General features: G+C 60.2%; 10 protein-coding genes. 6 read left to right on the forward strand and 4 right to left on the reverse strand.

The features are described 5' to 3' along the window. Positions 1–10 precede the first annotated feature (10 nt). On the forward strand, positions 11–1,096 hold the full coding sequence (locus H8F21_RS05245) for an L-dopachrome tautomerase-related protein (RefSeq protein ID WP_203584128.1): 1,086 nt from the start codon (positions 11–13) through the stop codon (positions 1,094–1,096). 156 nt (positions 1,097–1,252) lie between these two features. Then, positions 1,253–3,976, forward strand: coding sequence for a cation-transporting P-type ATPase (locus H8F21_RS05250; protein WP_203584129.1), 2,724 nt, complete (start codon positions 1,253–1,255; stop codon positions 3,974–3,976). Between the two features lie 46 nt (positions 3,977–4,022). Here H8F21_RS05250 and H8F21_RS05255 read toward each other — a convergent pair whose 3' ends face one another. Beyond that, positions 4,023–5,969: an alkyl/aryl-sulfatase gene (locus H8F21_RS05255; protein ID WP_236042905.1), complete on the reverse strand. Its 1,947-nt coding sequence runs from the start codon at positions 5,967–5,969 to the stop codon at positions 4,023–4,025. 309 nt (positions 5,970–6,278) lie between these two features. On the opposite strand from H8F21_RS05255, the gene H8F21_RS05260 reads away from it, so the two are divergent. From H8F21_RS05260 to H8F21_RS05270, 3 genes are all read left to right on the forward strand, one after another. Continuing rightward, positions 6,279–8,195, forward strand: a complete 1,917-nt coding sequence (locus H8F21_RS05260; protein WP_203482783.1) for a DUF1302 domain-containing protein — start codon at positions 6,279–6,281, stop codon at positions 8,193–8,195. 28 nt (positions 8,196–8,223) lie between these two features. Next, on the forward strand, positions 8,224–9,597 hold the full coding sequence (locus tag H8F21_RS05265) for a DUF1329 domain-containing protein (protein WP_203482784.1): 1,374 nt from the start codon (positions 8,224–8,226) through the stop codon (positions 9,595–9,597). A 161-nt stretch (positions 9,598–9,758) separates the two neighbouring features. Continuing rightward, positions 9,759–12,290 (forward strand): LuxR C-terminal-related transcriptional regulator, encoded by a 2,532-nt coding sequence (locus tag H8F21_RS05270; protein WP_203482785.1) that lies wholly within the window; start codon positions 9,759–9,761, stop codon positions 12,288–12,290. Here the strand turns inward: H8F21_RS05270 and H8F21_RS05275 are convergent, their stop codons facing one another. The 3 genes from H8F21_RS05275 to H8F21_RS05285 form a co-directional block, all read right to left on the reverse strand. After that, the gene (locus tag H8F21_RS05275; protein WP_203482786.1) at positions 12,291–12,815 is read right to left on the reverse strand and encodes an AAA family ATPase; all 525 of its coding nucleotides are present in this window, start codon (positions 12,813–12,815) and stop codon (positions 12,291–12,293) included. A 291-nt stretch (positions 12,816–13,106) separates the two neighbouring features. Continuing rightward, positions 13,107–14,111 carry an MFS transporter gene (locus H8F21_RS05280; protein WP_236042906.1) on the reverse strand — a complete coding sequence of 335 codons (1,005 nt, stop codon included), beginning with the start codon at positions 14,109–14,111 and terminating at the stop codon, positions 13,107–13,109. Between the two features lie 165 nt (positions 14,112–14,276). Beyond that, a complete protein-coding gene (locus tag H8F21_RS05285) occupies positions 14,277–15,521 on the reverse strand; it encodes an MFS transporter (protein ID WP_203482788.1) in 1,245 nt (414 codons plus the stop codon). A 136-nt stretch (positions 15,522–15,657) separates the two neighbouring features. On the opposite strand from H8F21_RS05285, the gene H8F21_RS05290 reads away from it, so the two are divergent. Then, entirely contained in the window at positions 15,658–16,245 is a 588-nt protein-coding gene (locus H8F21_RS05290) for a TetR/AcrR family transcriptional regulator (RefSeq protein ID WP_203482789.1), read from the forward strand. Positions 16,246–16,444: the final 199 nt, after the last annotated feature.

The following is a 16,444-nucleotide window of genomic DNA, read 5'->3' on the forward strand; positions in this document are numbered from 1 at the left end:
GAGAAGATTCATGTCGTTTTTGCGTGTTTGCTGTTGTGCCATGGCTGCTGCAGTGGTGTTGTCGGGTTGCGTTCATCAGCCGGCGCCGGAAAAAAAGCTTGAGGTTGCCCTGCACAACCACGAGCAGGTCTGGAATGCGGTGGCGCAGTTTGATGGCAATAGCTACGTTGCCGGGCCGCGCTGGACCGGCTCCAACGGCCCGCAACTGAGCATTATCGATGCCCAGGGCCGACGTGCGGCGTTTCCCGATCGCGCCTGGAATGACTGGGTGCCCGGTCGCGATGCACGCCAGGCATTCGTCAACATCAACGCCTTGCGCCTTGAAGGCAAAGTGCTTTGGGTGGTCGACACCGGTGCGCCCGAGTTCGGTGGCGATCCAATACCGGGCGGCGCCAAGCTTGTTGCCATCAATCTGGTGGAAAAGCGCGTGGTACGTACTTACCCCTTCAACGCGCAGGTTGCGCTACCGGGTAGCTACATCGACGATGTGCGCTTTCAGGGCGGGCATGCGTTTTTGACCGATGCCGGCAAGCCGGGGCTCATCGTCGTCGACATGGCTAGCGGCAGCGCCAGGCGCGTGCTGGATGGGCATGCCTCCGTTACCGCAGGTGGCCTGCGCAACATCGTTCTCAGTGGACAGACGCTGAATGCGCCCGACGGCCGTCCGTTGCGGGTCAACGCCGACCCGCTGGAGGTCAGTGCCGATGGTCAGTGGCTGTACTACGGACCACTGCAAGGCCCCTGGTCGAAGGCGCGCATCAGCGACCTGACGGATGCGCAATTGACCGCCCACCAGCAGGCAAGTCGTGTGCAGCCGTTTGCCGACTTGCCGCCCACGGGAGGAACGGTGATGGATGAAAAGGGCAATCTGTACTTCTCCGACCTGGCCCATGACGCGATCCGGGTACGGCGACCCGATGGACGCATCGATACTTTGATCGAAGATCCGCGCCTGCATTGGGTGGACGCGCCGTTTCTGGATAAGGAGGGGGTCTTGTGGCTGCCCGCTGCCCAAATGGACCGGGTCAGTCTGTTCAACGGTGGTAACTCTCGGGTGCAGTGGCCGATGACGGTGTATCGCCTGCCCACCCGATGAGGCGCTAAAAGCCTCGAGCTGTCTTCACGCCCCGGGATTGTTCCAGTCCCGGGGCGTGAGTGCTGATCTGTATCAAGCACTGTTACCCGCCTGCGCGCAAAAATAGCGAATCGCTGCTTGACTCATTCACCTCAGGACGAACGCCAGGAGGACGGCATGGGATCACTGCAACCGCAAACGCGCAGCACAACCAACACCCACTCACAGCCTTGGTACCGTAAAAGCGCCGAGCAGATCATGATCGAGTTGCAGACCAGCGTATCCGGTCTTGCCCCTGAAGAGGCTGAGGCACGCTTGCAACGCCTGGGCCCGAATGCGCTGCCGGCTAAAGCCTGCGATCCCATCTGGCTGCGCTTCTTGCGCCAATTCAACAACGTGCTCATCTATATCTTGCTTGCGGCCGCCGTGGCCACGGCATTGATGGGGCATTGGACCGATACCCTGGTGATCATTACCGTGGCGGTAATCAACGCGGCCATTGGCTTCTTCCAGGAGAACAAGGCCGAGAAATCCCTGGCGGCCTTGCGCGGCATGCTCAGCAGCACCGCCCGTGTGGTGCGTGGCGGGCAGAAGCTGGAGATCGATGCCAGCCAACTGGTCCCCGGCGATATCGTGGTGTTGCGTCCCGGCGACAAGGTGCCCGCCGATGTGCGCCTGTATGAGGTGCACAATTTACAGCTCGAAGAGTCGATGCTTACCGGCGAGTCGCTAACCGTTGGCAAACAGAGCGAAGCGCTGGACCACGACGCGCAGTTGGCCGACCGCAGCAACCTGGCCTTCTCGGGCACCAGTGTCAGCGCCGGCAACGCCAAAGGGGTGGTGATCGAAACCGGTACGGCTACCGAGCTGGGCAAGATCAATCGCATGATCGCCACCGTGGATGAAATCGAAACTCCATTGTTACGCCAGATCGCGCAACTGGGCCGGCGCATCTTCCAGCTGATTGCCGGGATGATGGCGGTGCTGTTCATTGTCGGCTTCTTCTGGCACGACTTTGCCCTGGGCGAGCTGTCGCTGTCGCTGATCAGCCTGGCGGTTGCCTCGGTGCCTGAGGGGCTGCCAGCGATTGTGTCGATCATTCTCTCGCTGGGCGTGCAACGCATGGCGAACAACAAAGCAATCATCCGCAAGCTGCCGACGGTGGAAACCCTCGGGGCAATGACGGTTATTTGCTCGGACAAGACCGGCACGCTGACCATGAACGAAATGACGGTCAAGCATGTGCTGACCGCCAACACCTTCTATGGTGTAGGCGGGGAGAGCTACGAGCCCCGCGGTCGCATTACCCTGGCTGGAGCCACCGAAGCAGTGGATTTCGCTGCGCACGCAAATTTGCAGGCATTCATTCGCGCCGTCGATATTTGCAACGACAGCAGCCTGCAATGTGATGAGCAGGGGCGCTGGACGGTGGTTGGCGCGCCTACCGAAGGTGCACTCAAGGTGTTGGCGCGCAAGGCAGACCTGGCCCCGGTACAGGTGCAGCGCTTTGGCAAGATCCCCTTCGACTCGGCCTATAAATACATGGCGCGGCGCTGCGACGTGGATGGGCAACGCCTGATCTACCTTAAAGGCGCTCCTGACGTACTGTTGAGCATGTGCGAGCAACAATTGGGCAGCAATGGCCCGCAGCCGCTGGATCGTGCCTACTGGGAACGGGAGATGAGCCACATCGCCGAGCACGGCCTGCGCATGCTGGCTGCCGCCTACCGGCCAGTCAGTGACGAAAGCACCGAGATCAGTCACGCCGACGTGCGTCAGGGCATGATATTTCTTGGTGTCGCCGGGCTGATGGACCCACCACGGCCCGAGGCGATTGAAGCGATCGCGATGTGCAAACAGGCCGGTATCCAGGTCAAGATGATCACGGGAGACCACCCGGACACCGCCGTCGCCATCGCCCGTATGCTGGGCATGGGTAGTGACTTGCGGGCCATGACCGGGCAGGACCTGGAACAGGCCGACGACGTTGCCCTCAAGTCGCTGGCCATGCAGCACTCGGTTTTTGCGCGTACCAGCCCGGAACACAAGCTGCGCCTGGTGCGTGCGCTACAGGCCAATGGGCAGGTGGTGGGCATGACCGGTGATGGCGTCAACGACGCCCCGGCACTGAAGCAGGCCGATGTCGGCATCGCCATGGGCATCAAGGGCACCGAGGTCACCAAGGAAGCAGCCGACATGGTGTTGACCGACGACAACTTTTCGACCATCACCAATGCCGTGCGTGAAGGGCGCAGGGTTTACGACAACCTGAAGAAGACCGTGTTGTTCATCCTGCCCTCGAACATGGCCCAGGGGCTGCTGATCGTCATGGCCATTCTGGTCGGGGCGGTGGTGCCCTTGTCACCGTTGCAGATTCTCTGGATGAACATGGCCACCTCGACCACTCTGTCGTTCGCGCTGGCCTTCGAGCCGGGCGAGCCGGGCATGATGCGGCGCTTGCCCAGAAAGGCCGGCGAATCGATTCTGAACTTCTATGCGGTATGGCGAGTACTGTTCGTGGGGGGACTGCTCACCGCCGCAGCGTTTTTGCTGGAGTCGTGGATGGTTGCCGACGGCCAGGATACCGACCACATCCGCTCGATGATTCTGCACACGCTGGTAACCGCGCAATGGGCGTACCTGTTCAACTGCCGCTTGCAGGATCAGTTCTCGTTGAACATGGCGTTGCTGCGCAATGGTGCGCTGCTGACGGTGACCCTCGGCTTGGTCCTGCTGCAATGTCTGATTTTCTACGTACCATTCATGCAGATAGCATTTCACACCGTGCCGTTGTCCTTCGGTAACTGGATGGTGGCGTTGGGCATTGGCGTACTGGTGTTCTTCGCCGTAGAGCTGGAGAAACTGGTGGTGCGCCGTTGGAAGGCGCGCCATAGCGCCTAGGCACCTGCTGCCCACCCTGATGTTGCAGGGTGGGCAGTTGGCGGGTTTAGGGCGTAACGATGTTGAACCAGAAATTGAAGTTGTCCAGCAAGCCGGTAAAGTCGCTGAACGCTTGCGGCTGGCCTTGCAGTTTTACCTCGCCTGCCTTTATTTTCTGCTCTAGCGTGCCCTGGCCCATCTGGATACCGATAAGGGTACTCATCTTCAGGGTCAGGCTGGCGTCGGCGTTATCGGCGGCTTGATCCCGGTAGTTGAGGACACCGTTTTCGACCCGCAGGTTGTAGTGCTTGTCGAGGTCGGTGAAATTGAGGTTGAGGGATATTTTCTTGCCTGCCGCTGCCGGGCCGTTCAGACGTACGGCCAGGTAGTCAAAGAGCATCTCCGGGGTCATGGCGCTGATCATGTCGGCGCTGGCGGTTTTCATTCCCGCACCTTGCGGCACACCATTGCGCAGCTCATAGGCACCTTGCAGGTACACCGAGCGCCATGGACCGGCTTCAGCTTGATAGCCCAGTTGCTCATAGGTGTCAGCCAGCATTTCCTTGGCCTGCTGGTTTTGCGGGTCGGCAAATACCGCATGTTTGAGCGCCTCGGCGACCCAGCGGTACTCGCCTTTGTCAAAGTCGATGCGCGCCTTGCGCAGCAGCTCAGCCTCGCCGCCCATGTACTCGACGTACTTCTTCGCGGCGGGCACCGGCGGCAGGTTGTCCAGGTTTGAAGGGTTGGCGTCGTACCAGCCCATGTAACGTTGATACACCGCTCGGGCATTGTGTTTCAGCGTGCCGTAATAGCCACGGTTGAACCATTCCTGATCCAGCTCCGGTGGCAAGGTGATCGCCTCGGCAATCTCTTCGCCGTTGTAGCCTTCGTTCATCAGGCGAACGGTCTGGTCGTGAATGTATTTGTAAAGGTCACGTTGTTTGCCGAGAAAGCGTGCAATGCGCTCCTTGCCCCAGGTCGGCCAGTGATGGCTCTGGAACTCTACATCGACCTTGCCGCCGTACAGTTCCAGGCTTTGCTCGATGAAGTGTGACCACTGCAGCGCGTCACGCACCTCGGCACCGCGCAAGGTGTACACGTTGTGCATCTGCCGGGTGACGTTCTCGGCCATCCACAAGGCCTTGAACTGCGGGAAGTAGGTGTTCATTTCCGTCGGCGCTTCGGAGCCGGGCGTCAGCTGGAACACCATCTTTACCCCGTCAACAGTAAGCTCCTGGCCGGTTCTGGTGACTTCCTCGGTGGGACGGATCAACGAAATCTGGCCCGTGGAAATGGTTTGGCCGAGCCCGGCAGACACGCCACCCTGGGCGTTGCGCGGCAGCATCGCACCGTACATGTACACCGCGCGTCGCGACATGGCGTTGCCGGCGATGATGTTCTCACTGACGGCATGCTCGGCGAAGTCAGGTGGTGCAATTATCCGTACCTTGCCGTCCTTGACGTCCTGTTCATTGATGATGCCGCGAACACCGCCGAAGTGGTCGGCATGCGAGTGACTGTAGACGACCGCGACAATCGGTTTTTTCCCCAGGTGCTCCTCTACCAGGGCCAATGCCGCCTTGGCGGCTTCGACCGAAAGCAGGGGGTCGAACACGATCCAACCGCTCTGGCCTTCAATGAAGGTGATGTTGGAGAGGTCATAGCCGCGCACCTGGTAGATCTTGTCGGTGACCTTGAACAAGCCGTACTGCATGTTCAGTTGCGCGATGCGCCACAGGCTCGGGTTGACGCTGTCGGGCGCGGCCTTGTCCAGGCCGATGAAGCGCTGGTACGACGCCATGTCCCAGACCACTTTGCCATTGGCATCACGGATGCTCAGTTCCTTGGGCTGGGCGATAAGGCCGCGCTGGGCATCTTCGAAGTCCTGGCGATCGTTGAACGGCAGCGCCTTGAGTACCGCGGCATGGGCCTGGCGAGTGGCCTCGGTGGCAGGCTTTGGTGCCTGGGGCTCGGCATGGGCTGCCACTGCAAACCAGGGTAATGCCGCTGCCATCGCAAGGGCCCTGGACGATCGGGTAGAGAACATGAATCACCTGTGATTGAGGGGACAAATATGTCTACCCCGCACCTTAGGTACTCGGTCTACATCTTCCAATACTGATAAAGAATGACTCAAGGGATGATTCTCGTGTGCCATTGCCCGGCGCGCGAGGGATCTCTGAACGGTGCCCGTACGCTGCGAAAATCCTCACTCTTTTGGATGAATTCCAATATCACTCCTTCGCCTGTTACCTCGGCATCCTTGAATCATTAGCGTTGGCCACCGATTCACGCCGATTGGAAAACAGCAGGGATTAGTCGCATGACTACAACAATAAAACGCGCACGGTTCCAACTCAGTGCCTTGGCCAGCACTATTGCTTTAAGCGTCGCCGGACAAGCCCAGGCCGTCAGTTTCACCCTCGGAGAAATCGACGGGCAGCTTGATTCGTCGCTGTCGGTGGGGGCCAGTTGGTCTACGCAAAGCCCGCACCAAGGCTACATTGGCGGTCACAACGGCGGCACCGGGCTTTCGCAGACCGGTGACGATGGGCACCTGAACTTCAAACAGGGTGAAACCTTCTCGAAGATCTTCAAGGGGATCCACGACCTTGAACTCAAGTACGGCGATAGCGGCGTGTTCGTGCGCGGCAAGTACTGGTACGACTTCGAACTCAAGGACGAAGAGCGCCCATTCAAGAACATCGACGACCATGGTCGCAAGGAAGGCGCCAAGTCTTCCGGGGCGCAACTGCTCGATGCCTTCGTGTACCACAACTACATCATTGGCGAGCAACCCGGTTCGGTGCGCCTGGGCAAGCAGGTAGTGAGCTGGGGCGAGAGTACGTTTATCCAGAACAGCATCAACTCGGTGAACCCTGTCGATGTCTCGGCGTTCCGCCGTCCGGGGGCGGAGATCAAAGAAGGGCTGATCCCGGTCAACATGTTCTATGTGTCCCAGAGCCTGACCGACAGCCTGTCTGCTGAAGCTTTTTATCAGCTGGAGTGGGACCAGACCGTGGTTGATAACTGCGGCACCTTCTTTTCGCAGACTGACGTGGTCGCTGATGGTTGCACCGGCAACCTCAATGTTCTGACACCGCAGCTTGGGGCGTTTGGCGCACTGCTGGGTTACCAGACGACAAGCGAGGGCGTGGTGATACCGCGCGGCGGCGACCACGATGCGCGCGACAGTGGCCAGTGGGGGGCGGCGCTGCGCTATATGTTCGAACCGCTGGACACCGAGTTTGGCGCCTACTTCATGAACTACCACAGCCGCGCCCCGTTCTTCAGCACCCAGGCTGCCAGTCAGGCCGACTACCAGCAATCAGCGGGAGTACTGGCCGGTGCGGTCCCCGGGATTCCGGCTGCGGCACGCCCGGGTGCCGCCATTGCCAACGTGGCCGGGGGCAGCCAGTACTTTATTGAGTACCCGGAAGATATCCGCCTGTACGGACTGAGCTTCGCCACCACCCTGCCAACCGGTACGGCCTGGTCCGGAGAGATCAGCTACCGCCCCAACGCACCCCTGCAACTGAACACAACCGATGTGCTGTACGCCGGTGTGCGCGGTATTGCCGGGATGAATCCGGCGTTTGCCCCGTTTGGCCAGTACTCACTGCTGGGCGGGGACCCGGCATCGATTCCCGGCAGTACCCTGCGCGGCTACAACCGCAAGGAAATCACCCAGCTGCAAACCACCTTCACGCACTTTTTCGACCAGATCATGGGGGCGGATCGCCTGACCCTGATCGGCGAAATCGGCGTGGCCCATATCGGCGGATTGGAGAAAACCTCCGAGGCACGTTACGGCCGTGATCCGGTGTATGGCCCAGGTGCGCTGCCGGGGGTACTGACCGGTGGCCAACCCTCTTGCCAGGCGATCAATACCGGCACCTATAGCGGTACTCCCGCCGCCGTGAATACGGGCAAGTACTGCAATGACAAGGGCTTTGCCACCAGCACGTCATGGGGTTACCGCGCACGGGCCATCTGGGATTACTCCAACGTGTTTGCCGGGATCAATCTCAAGCCGAGCGTGGCCTGGTCACATGACGTTGATGGTTACGGCCCCACCGGCTTGTTCAACGAAGGTGCCAAGGCAGTCAGCCTCGGCCTGGATGCTGAATACCGCAATGCCTACAGCGCAGGTATTTCCTACACCAACTTCTTTGGGGGTGATTTCAACACCACCACTGACCGCGATTTCCTGGCGCTCAGCCTGGGCATGAGCTTTTAAGCATCAACACCGAATGAGGATTATAGTCATGTCGAACAACCCATACCTGTTACATACCGGTGCCTTGCTGCTCAGTCTGTTGGCCGGCAGTGCCATGGCCAGCGTCACACCTCAAGAAGCTGAGAAACTCGGCACCAGCCTGACCCCCCTGGGCGCCGAAAAAGCCGGGAACGCCGATGGCACGATCCCGGCCTGGACCGGTGGACTGCCCACCAACGCCGGCGCAGTGGACAGCAAGGGCTTTCTGGCCGACCCGTTTGCAGACGAAAAGCCGCTGTTTACCATCACTGCGCAAAACGCCGCGCAATATAAGGACAAGCTGTCCGCCGGGCAGTTGGCGATGCTGGAGCGCTACCCGCAGACTTACAAGATACCGGTGTACAAGACCCACCGTACCGCCGCTGTACCCGATGAGATTTATGCCGCTGCCAAGCTCAGTGCGCTGAAAACCGAAGGAATTGATGGTGGCAACGGCCTGAAGGGCTTCAGCGAAAGCCGTTACTACGCATTCCCTCAACCCAAGTCCGGGGTGGAAGTGGTGTGGAACCACACCACCCGTTATCGCGGCGGTAACATCAAGCGCCTGATGACGCGGGTACAACCACAGGCTAACGGCACTTTCAGCATGGTCGAGTTCGAGGACGAAATTTCGTACCCGGCAGAGCTGAAGGATCAGGACAAGAGCAAGGCCGGCAATATTCTCTTCTACTTCATCCAGCGGGTAACAGCACCTTCACGCCTGGCCGGCAGCGTACTGTTGGTGCACGAGACCATCGACCAGGTCAAGGAGCCTCGCCTGGCCTGGCTCTACAATGCCGGGCAACGCCGGGTACGACGCGCCCCGCAAGTGGCATACGACGGTCCGGCGACGGCCGCAGATGGCCTGGCGACCTCCGATAACTACGACATGTTCAACGGTGCGCCGGATCGCTACGACTGGGAACTGGTCGGCAAGAAAGAGATGTACATCCCCTACAACAGCTACAAGCTGGACTCGCCGACACTCAAATACGCCGACATTCTCAAGGCGGGACACATCAATCAGGACCTGACGCGCTATGAACTGCACCGGGTGTGGGAGGTGGTGGCCAAACTCAAGCCTAGCGAACGGCATATCTACGCCACTCGCCACATGTACTTCGATGAAGACAGCTGGGAGCTGGCCGAGGTCGATCACTATGACGGCCGTGGCCAGCTATGGCGCGTAGGGGAAGGGCATATCCAGCAGTACTACCACAAGCAAGTGCCCGGCTATACCGCAGAAACCCTCTACGACCTGGTGGCTGGACGCTATTCGGTGGTGGGCCTGAAGAACGAAGCCAAGCGCAGTATCGAGTTCGGCTTCCAGAGTGTTGCGGCCAACTACACCCCTGCAGCACTGCGTCAGGCTGGGGTTCGCTGAAGCCTTGAGCAGGGCAACCGCGAGCGCCTGCTAGAGCGGTTACAGGTTCGACGCTGGTATTTAAGGCAACCCTGGGTTGCCTTTTTTTTGTATCAAAATTTGCGTTGGCGCGCGGTGGTCTGCACCATGTTTGTATACAGAACAAGAAATTGAACGTGCCAATGTCCCAGCTTAACCCCTACGATTCCTCCTTCGCCGGCCTTGCCCGACTCGCACCGGGCCACATGTTGCGCCCACGCTTGAGCGAGGCACTGCTCAGCGCCCAGTGCCGCTTGCGTTTGCTTTGTGCCCCAGCGGGCAGCGGTAAAAGTGCTTTGTTGAGTGAGTGTGCCAAGCACTGCCCGGCAGATACCCGCGTGGTCTATCTGAACCTTCGCGGCAAGGCCATGGGTGCTGAAGCTTTCAGGCAACAATTGGCGCAGGCCCTGGGCGTGTGCGCCAACGATCCCCAACAGCTCAAACGTCAGCTCGACAACGCCGGCCCAGGCTTGTGGCTGGTGATCGACGATTACCCGCGGCTGCCCGATAGCGACCTGGATGCGCTGCTCAACGAGTTGATCCTGGGCGCGTGCGCACACGTGAGCTGGTGGTTGGCCTGTCGCCGCCGACCGGCCTTGCAATTGACGCGGTTGCTGCTCGATGGCGACCTGTTCGAGTTAGGCAGTGCCGAGCTTGGTTTCAATGAGCACGAACTTCACCAACTGTTGCAGCAGCGCTCGCCGCACGGGTCGTGGCCGGTTATCAGTGATGTGCATAAGGACTCGCAGGGTTGGTGCGCGGGAATACGCTTGTACCTGCTGGCGTTGAAAACCCAGACTGAGCCGCCGCCTTTCGACTCGCTCAATGCTGTGCTGTTCGAGTATCTGCGCCGCGAGCTGCTCGACGACCTGCCCGAGCAGTGGCGTCAGGCTCTGTTTACCCTTGCGCAGCTTCCGTACTTCGACGCAGGCCTGTGCGAGCATCTGCTCGGTGTAGGCGAAGGTGCCGGGTTGCTTGAGCAATTGAGCGCTTGCGGGTTGTTCATCGAGTCGGTGGGCAACGATGGCCAGGTCTATCAAGTGCATGCCGCGGTCAAGGGGCCACTGGCCGGACAATTGCCGGAGACCCTGGCCAAGTCTGTGTTTCGCAGGGCCTGCCAGTGGTACGTGACCCAGGACAACGTTCGTTTGGCGCTGGAATACGCGGTGCGTGCCGAACAACCGGAGATGGCCGCCAGCCTGATGCAACGTTTTACCGGTGATTCCTTATTGCAGGGCCGCAGCCTGGCGCAGTTGATGCAATGGCGCCGTGAATTGCCGATGGAATTGTTAACCGGCAACCCGCGCTTGTTGATACTCAACGCCTGGGCGTTGCTGCTCAGCGGTCGACTTGACGAAGCCCAGAGTTATACCGAGCAACTGGCGCGCTTCCTGCCGCAACCTGACGCTGGACGTCAGTTCGAACTCATCGCCCAGTGGAAGGCCCTGCGCGGCAATATTGCCTTTCACCGAGGACAGGGCGAACAGGCTCAACGTTGGCTGAGCGAGGCGGTTGACGAACTGCCCGAACGGTCGTGGAGCCAGCGCCTGTTCAGCATGGCACTGCTGGTGGAACTGGCACTGATTGCGGGGCATCTGGATCAGGCCCTGGAACTCAACCGCCAGGCCACCAAACAAGCGCGCCAGCATGCCAGTCTGGCAATGGAAAGCGTAATGGCCCTGGGGCATGTCAAGTTATTGGAAATTCGCGGTGAACTGCTGCGTGCCGAGACCTTGCTCAAGCGTCTGTACACCGAGTTGTCAAATGCCTGGGGCGCTGAAGCGAGCCCTATGCGCGGGCGGGTGCAACTGCGCATGGCGTCTATCCTGGTGCAGTTGGGACGTTACCCGGAGGCAGAAAAGGCGTTTCACGCAGGAATGCAGGAGTGCCAGTTGTGCGAAGACCCCGCAGCATTCTGGGGGTTTTTGGGCCTGGCCGAGCTCGATGCTGTGCAGGGCGATCTGTCTCGTGCGTTCTCGCGGATTTCCGATGCCGAACGCGCCATGCAGTACAACCTGATCAGCGAAACGCTGTACCAGGGCTTGGTGCTGCGGGCCAAGGCGCGACTGTGGTTACGCCAGGGCCGCGCGACGCAAGTGGAGAAAGCGCTGGCCGCGTTGCCCAAGGCCGCCTTGGATTATTCACCCTACGGCGCCCCGGATTTGCACCTGCGCTTGTACCTGTTGCAACTGCAATCGAGCATTGCCGCCAACGTGAACGAGCCGGCGCTGGACAAACTTGTGCAGTTGTATGCGCTGGCGCAGCAGCAAGGACGCCGCGCCCTGGCCTGCGAAGTGGGATTCAGCCTCGCCGAGGCATTGCACGCCGCCAACAAGCCCGCACAGGCCAAGCAAACGCTGTTGGATGCGCTTGCCCAGGCCAGGCACATGGGTTTGGCGAGTGTCGAGCGTGCATTCGCCTCGCGCAACCCGGCGTTGGCACGCTGGGCTGGTGAAGCCAACAGCAATGAAAGTGAACCCGCTGCATTGTTGAGTCGGCGGGAAATGGACGTCCTCAAGCTTATCGCCCAGGGGTTCTCCAACCAGCAAATTGCCGAAAGCCTGTTTATCTCCTTGCACACGGTGAAAACCCACGCCCAGCGAATCAATTTCAAACTTGGTGTAGAGCGCCGCACTCAGGCGGTGGCAAGGGCCAAGGAATTGGGCTTGAACTGATCAGCCGGGCGGGGTTGCAGGCAACTGCAGGAACGCCGCAATCTGCCGGGCACCGCGCAAGTGAATCACCGGCACCTGTGGTCCTACGGTCAGACGCACCGCTTCGATAGAAGGGCGATACTCGCGGTCGAAGCGCCACACGTACTTGAGAAAGTTGAGGAACTCCCTGTCGAGTTTTTCGCTGCAGCCTACCGGCATATCGGCGCGAGGCCGATTCAGGGCACTGCGCATCGCTACCCTGGCAAGGCAGGTGAGGCGGGGCGTGTCCAGCCAGATGACCAGCTGCGCGCGAGGAAGGCGCAGGTCAAAGGTGCGCCGGGCATAGTTGCCCTCGCAGATCCAGGCGTCCGCCGCCACTGCCGTGGTAACCCGGGCGCGGAAGGCCTGGGCGTCGGGCTCTGTCCAGCCGGGTTCCCAGAACAACCTGTCCAGATGTACCACCGGTACGCCCAGGCGCTTGGCCAAGGCTCGCGCCAGAGTCGACTTGCCACTGCCGGAGTTGCCTAGAATGACGATACGCGGCATGGGGGAGTCCGTTCCGAAAAAAGTCGGCGATTGTGCCGCTTTTACCGGTGCAGGAGAAGAGCGTCAGGCCTTGCTGCTGGCACGCGCGAGGCGCGATGGTTGCAGACCCAGGGCGCGATATTGACCTGGGCCGAAGCTGGCCGGCGTCGATAATCTGTTCTACTGGCATCAGGAATCGGTCAACCATCCGGCCCGTGATGCGTTTGTCGCGCTGCTGCGCACGGGCTGAGTTTGGCGATGTTCAGTGCCTCTGTGCATGGCTCGCAAGCTCTGGTTGATCGCCTGCGCAAGCTAGTGTGAGTCGGCGATTTCCTGCGGGGCTTTGCTCATGCTCATGGCAAGCGCCAGTAGCAAGGCAATCGTGGCAGAGCCACCCAGTAGGTAGAGGTTTTCCCTCAAGCCCAGGCTGTCGACGATTTGTCCGCCTGTCCATGATCCCGCAGCAATGGCGATATTGAATACGCTCACATACAGCGCGGTGGCGATTTCCAGCCCCCGAGGCGCGGCTTTCATTATCCAGGTCATCAAGCTGACCGAGACGCCGCCGTAGGCCAGGCCCCAGGCCAGCAGCACCAGACCACCGCCCAAGTGCGAGCCGCCGATGCTCAGGAACAGGGCAGGGGTCAGCAGTAGGCCCAGGGCAATTGCCATCAGGGTTTGCGCTGTGCGCCGTGCTGCGATGATCCCGGCCAGGAAGTTACCGGCGATACCGGCAATGCCGTAACCGAACAGCAACGCGCCAATCCACTGGGCCTCGAAGCCCGATACCGACATCAGCAGCGGACGAACGTAGGTAAAAGTGGCGAAGTGGCCGGCGACCAGCATCAAGGTCAGGCCCAGGCCGTATTGCAAGCGACGATTGCCAAACTGCTGAAGGAACAGGCGCACGCTGGCAGAACGCTCGACGGTAAGTGCGGGGATGAAAGCGAGGTGCAGCACCAGCACCACTGCGTTGAGCGCGGCCATGGCGCCGAAGGCCCAGCGCCATCCTGCGAAGTCGCCAATCAGTGCCCCAAGCGGCACGCCGAGAACCGAAGCTGCTGCTACCCCACCGAAAATGATCGACGTTGCCAGCCCTATGGCGTCGCGCCGAACGAGCCGCGGTGCCAAGCCGCCAGCGATGGCCCAGATACCGCCCATGCACAGGCCGACGACAATCCGCGCCGCGAGCATCCAGACAATGTCTGGTGCCAGCGCCGAGGCGATGTTGGCCAGCATCAGCAGGCCCAGCAATGCGCAAAGAATTGTGCGCCTCTCGATACCGCCAGCGGCGATGATCACGACCGGTGCGAACAAGGCCGCGAGCAGTGCCGGTGGAGGTGTCCAGGCTAGCGGCAATGGTTGTCAGCAGACCCACAGGCAGCATCTCGGTTGTCACCACAGAGAAGGTGGCAAAACCGACCGCAATCACTGCCAGCCAGGAATGTGCTGTTGAGGAGGTGCTCGTGGTTGCAGATGTATTCATGATTCAAATCCCTGAAGTGCATTAACGTCTATCACGCAACCGCCGGTGATAGCTTTATCATTGGCGCGCAAGCGCTGATAGGCACACAGTGCCACCAGCAACAACAAGGCCGCGGCGCATAACGCGACGTAGAATCCTGCCGGGGCGTTCCAGCTGTCGACGACCTGTCCAGATGCTGCCGCTCCCAGGGCTACACCGACATTCAGTCCGGCCAACAACCAGGTCATGCCCTCAGTCAGTTGATGCTCGGGAACCAGACGTTCCACCAGCGACATGGCCACGATCATGGTGGGAGCAAAGAACAACCCGGCTACCAGTACGGCGCCCGCCAGGGTCGCAATACTGCCGGCCAGGAGCAGCGGTAGCGTCGTTGCCGCCGTGGCCAAACTGCCCAGCAACAGCAGGCGGTGCAAGGGCATCTGCAGCTTGAGCGTGCCAAATAGCAGCCCAGCCAGGCACGAGCCGCCAGCGTAGGCCGACAGCACCAGACTGGCTGCAGCCGGTTTGTCCAGTTGTTCGGCGAAGGCCACGCTGACGATGTCCACGGTGCCGACGATGATGCCCATGGCGACCATCAGCAGCGCCAGCAACCTTACGTTGGCGATGCCGATCACCGACTTGCTGTTTTGAGTGGCCGTACTCTGATTCAGGACCGCAGGTTCGCTGCCGCGCTGGGCGAGCAGGGCGAATACGCCGAGTATCAGCAGCACTGCCGCTGCCAGCAGGCCGGCTTGCGCGAACATCGCCACCGATAGCCCCACTGCCAACGGCGGGCCGGCAATAAAGGTGGCTTCATCGAATACGGTTTCCAACGAGTAGGCGGTCTGCAAGCGTGGCTGGCCACGGTAGATTGCCGTCCAACGGGCACGCACCATCGCCGACATGCTGGGCATGAAACCGGTCAGCAGCGCGCCCAGGAACAATGTCCAGTCGGCGGCATGCCACCAGGCACTGACAAGCACAATCAGCATCCCCATGACACTGATGGCAGTTGCTGCGGGCAGCACGCGGCGTTGCCCATGGCGATCTACCAGGCGTGAGATCTGCGGTGACAGCAGCGCATAGGTCAACACAAAGGTGGCCGATACTGCCCCAGCGAGCGCGTAGCTTCCGCGCAATTGCGCGAGCATGGTAATGATGCCGATGCCCGTCATCGGCAGGGGAATACGTGCAAGCAGACCCGCCAAGGCAAAACCTCGCGTGCCGGGTGCAGCAAAAAGTTGTCGATAAGGGTTGGCCATCTTGTTCTCCGCGGAGCGATTGCTTGCCTTGGCGTGGCAGTATGATGACAATACATACGTAGCGTATGAATAGCAGTGTATATACATACGCAGTGAATGTAAACAAACATGCATGGCGTATGTAAGGAGAAACGCAATGGCCCGCCGTACCCGCGCCGATATGGAAGAAACCCGCGCCACCTTGCTGGCGACAGCTCGCCAGGTATTCAGTGAATGCGGCTATGCCGATACTTCGATGGATGACCTTACCGCACAGGCAGGCCTTACTCGAGGAGCGCTCTATCATCATTTTGGTGACAAGAAGGGCCTGCTGGCGGCAGTAGTAACACAGATCGATACCGAGATGGATGCACGCCTGCAGGCCATCTCTGACAGCGCCGAGAACCCTTGGGATGGTTTTCGCCACCGCTGCCATGGCTATCTGCAAATGGCCCTGGAACCGGAAATCCAGCGCATCGTGTTGCGCGATGCGCGGGCGGTGCTAGGTGGTGCATCGCCGGATTCGCAGCGTCATTGCCTTGAATCGATGCAGCAGCTGATCGTTAATCTCATTGAGAAGGGAATGGTGGCCAAGGCCGAGCCTCAAGCGCTGGCAGCGTTGATCTATGGCAGTCTGGCTGAAGCGGCGTTCTGGATCGCGGACGGTGAAGACGGTAATGCTCGATTGGCGCAAAGCGTTGCTGCGTTGGAGTTGCTGTTGCGTGGTTTGTTGCTCGAACGCTAAGCCTGTGCGCTGCTGCCCGCCCAGGCTTGCCACGCTTGCAACATGACACGCTGCAAAAATTTTGCACCTACCCCTCATTTTTTTGAATTACCACCCCCTCTTTCATCCCCGGCAGAATCCCACCCCACGTAGTACCCGCAAGCCCAACAGAATTCCATCTCCATGGACGGAGCCCATTAGGTATTGCCCTCGCGATACT

The sequence above is a fragment of the Pseudomonas arcuscaelestis genome (genome assembly GCF_016881005.1).
Taxonomy (GTDB): Bacteria; Pseudomonadota; Gammaproteobacteria; order Pseudomonadales; family Pseudomonadaceae; genus Aquipseudomonas; species Aquipseudomonas arcuscaelestis.

Excerpts from the sequence above, each read along its gene's own strand:
- H8F21_RS05250 (WP_203584129.1), top strand. The coding sequence starts at position 1,253 with ATGGGATCACTGCAACCGCAAACGCGCAGCACAACCAACACCCACTCA.
- H8F21_RS05270 (WP_203482785.1), top strand. The coding sequence starts at position 9,759 with ATGTCCCAGCTTAACCCCTACGATTCCTCCTTCGCCGGCCTTGCCCGA.
- H8F21_RS05255 (WP_236042905.1), bottom strand. The coding sequence starts at position 5,969 with ATGGCAGCGGCATTACCCTGGTTTGCAGTGGCAGCCCATGCCGAGCCC.
- H8F21_RS05285 (WP_203482788.1), bottom strand. The coding sequence starts at position 15,521 with ATGGCCAACCCTTATCGACAACTTTTTGCTGCACCCGGCACGCGAGGT.
- H8F21_RS05290 (WP_203482789.1), top strand. The coding sequence starts at position 15,658 with ATGGCCCGCCGTACCCGCGCCGATATGGAAGAAACCCGCGCCACCTTG.
- H8F21_RS05260 (WP_203482783.1), top strand. The coding sequence starts at position 6,279 with ATGACTACAACAATAAAACGCGCACGGTTCCAACTCAGTGCCTTGGCC.
- H8F21_RS05275 (WP_203482786.1), bottom strand. The coding sequence starts at position 12,815 with ATGCCGCGTATCGTCATTCTAGGCAACTCCGGCAGTGGCAAGTCGACT.
- H8F21_RS05245 (WP_203584128.1), top strand. The coding sequence starts at position 11 with ATGTCGTTTTTGCGTGTTTGCTGTTGTGCCATGGCTGCTGCAGTGGTG.
- H8F21_RS05265 (WP_203482784.1), top strand. The coding sequence starts at position 8,224 with ATGTCGAACAACCCATACCTGTTACATACCGGTGCCTTGCTGCTCAGT.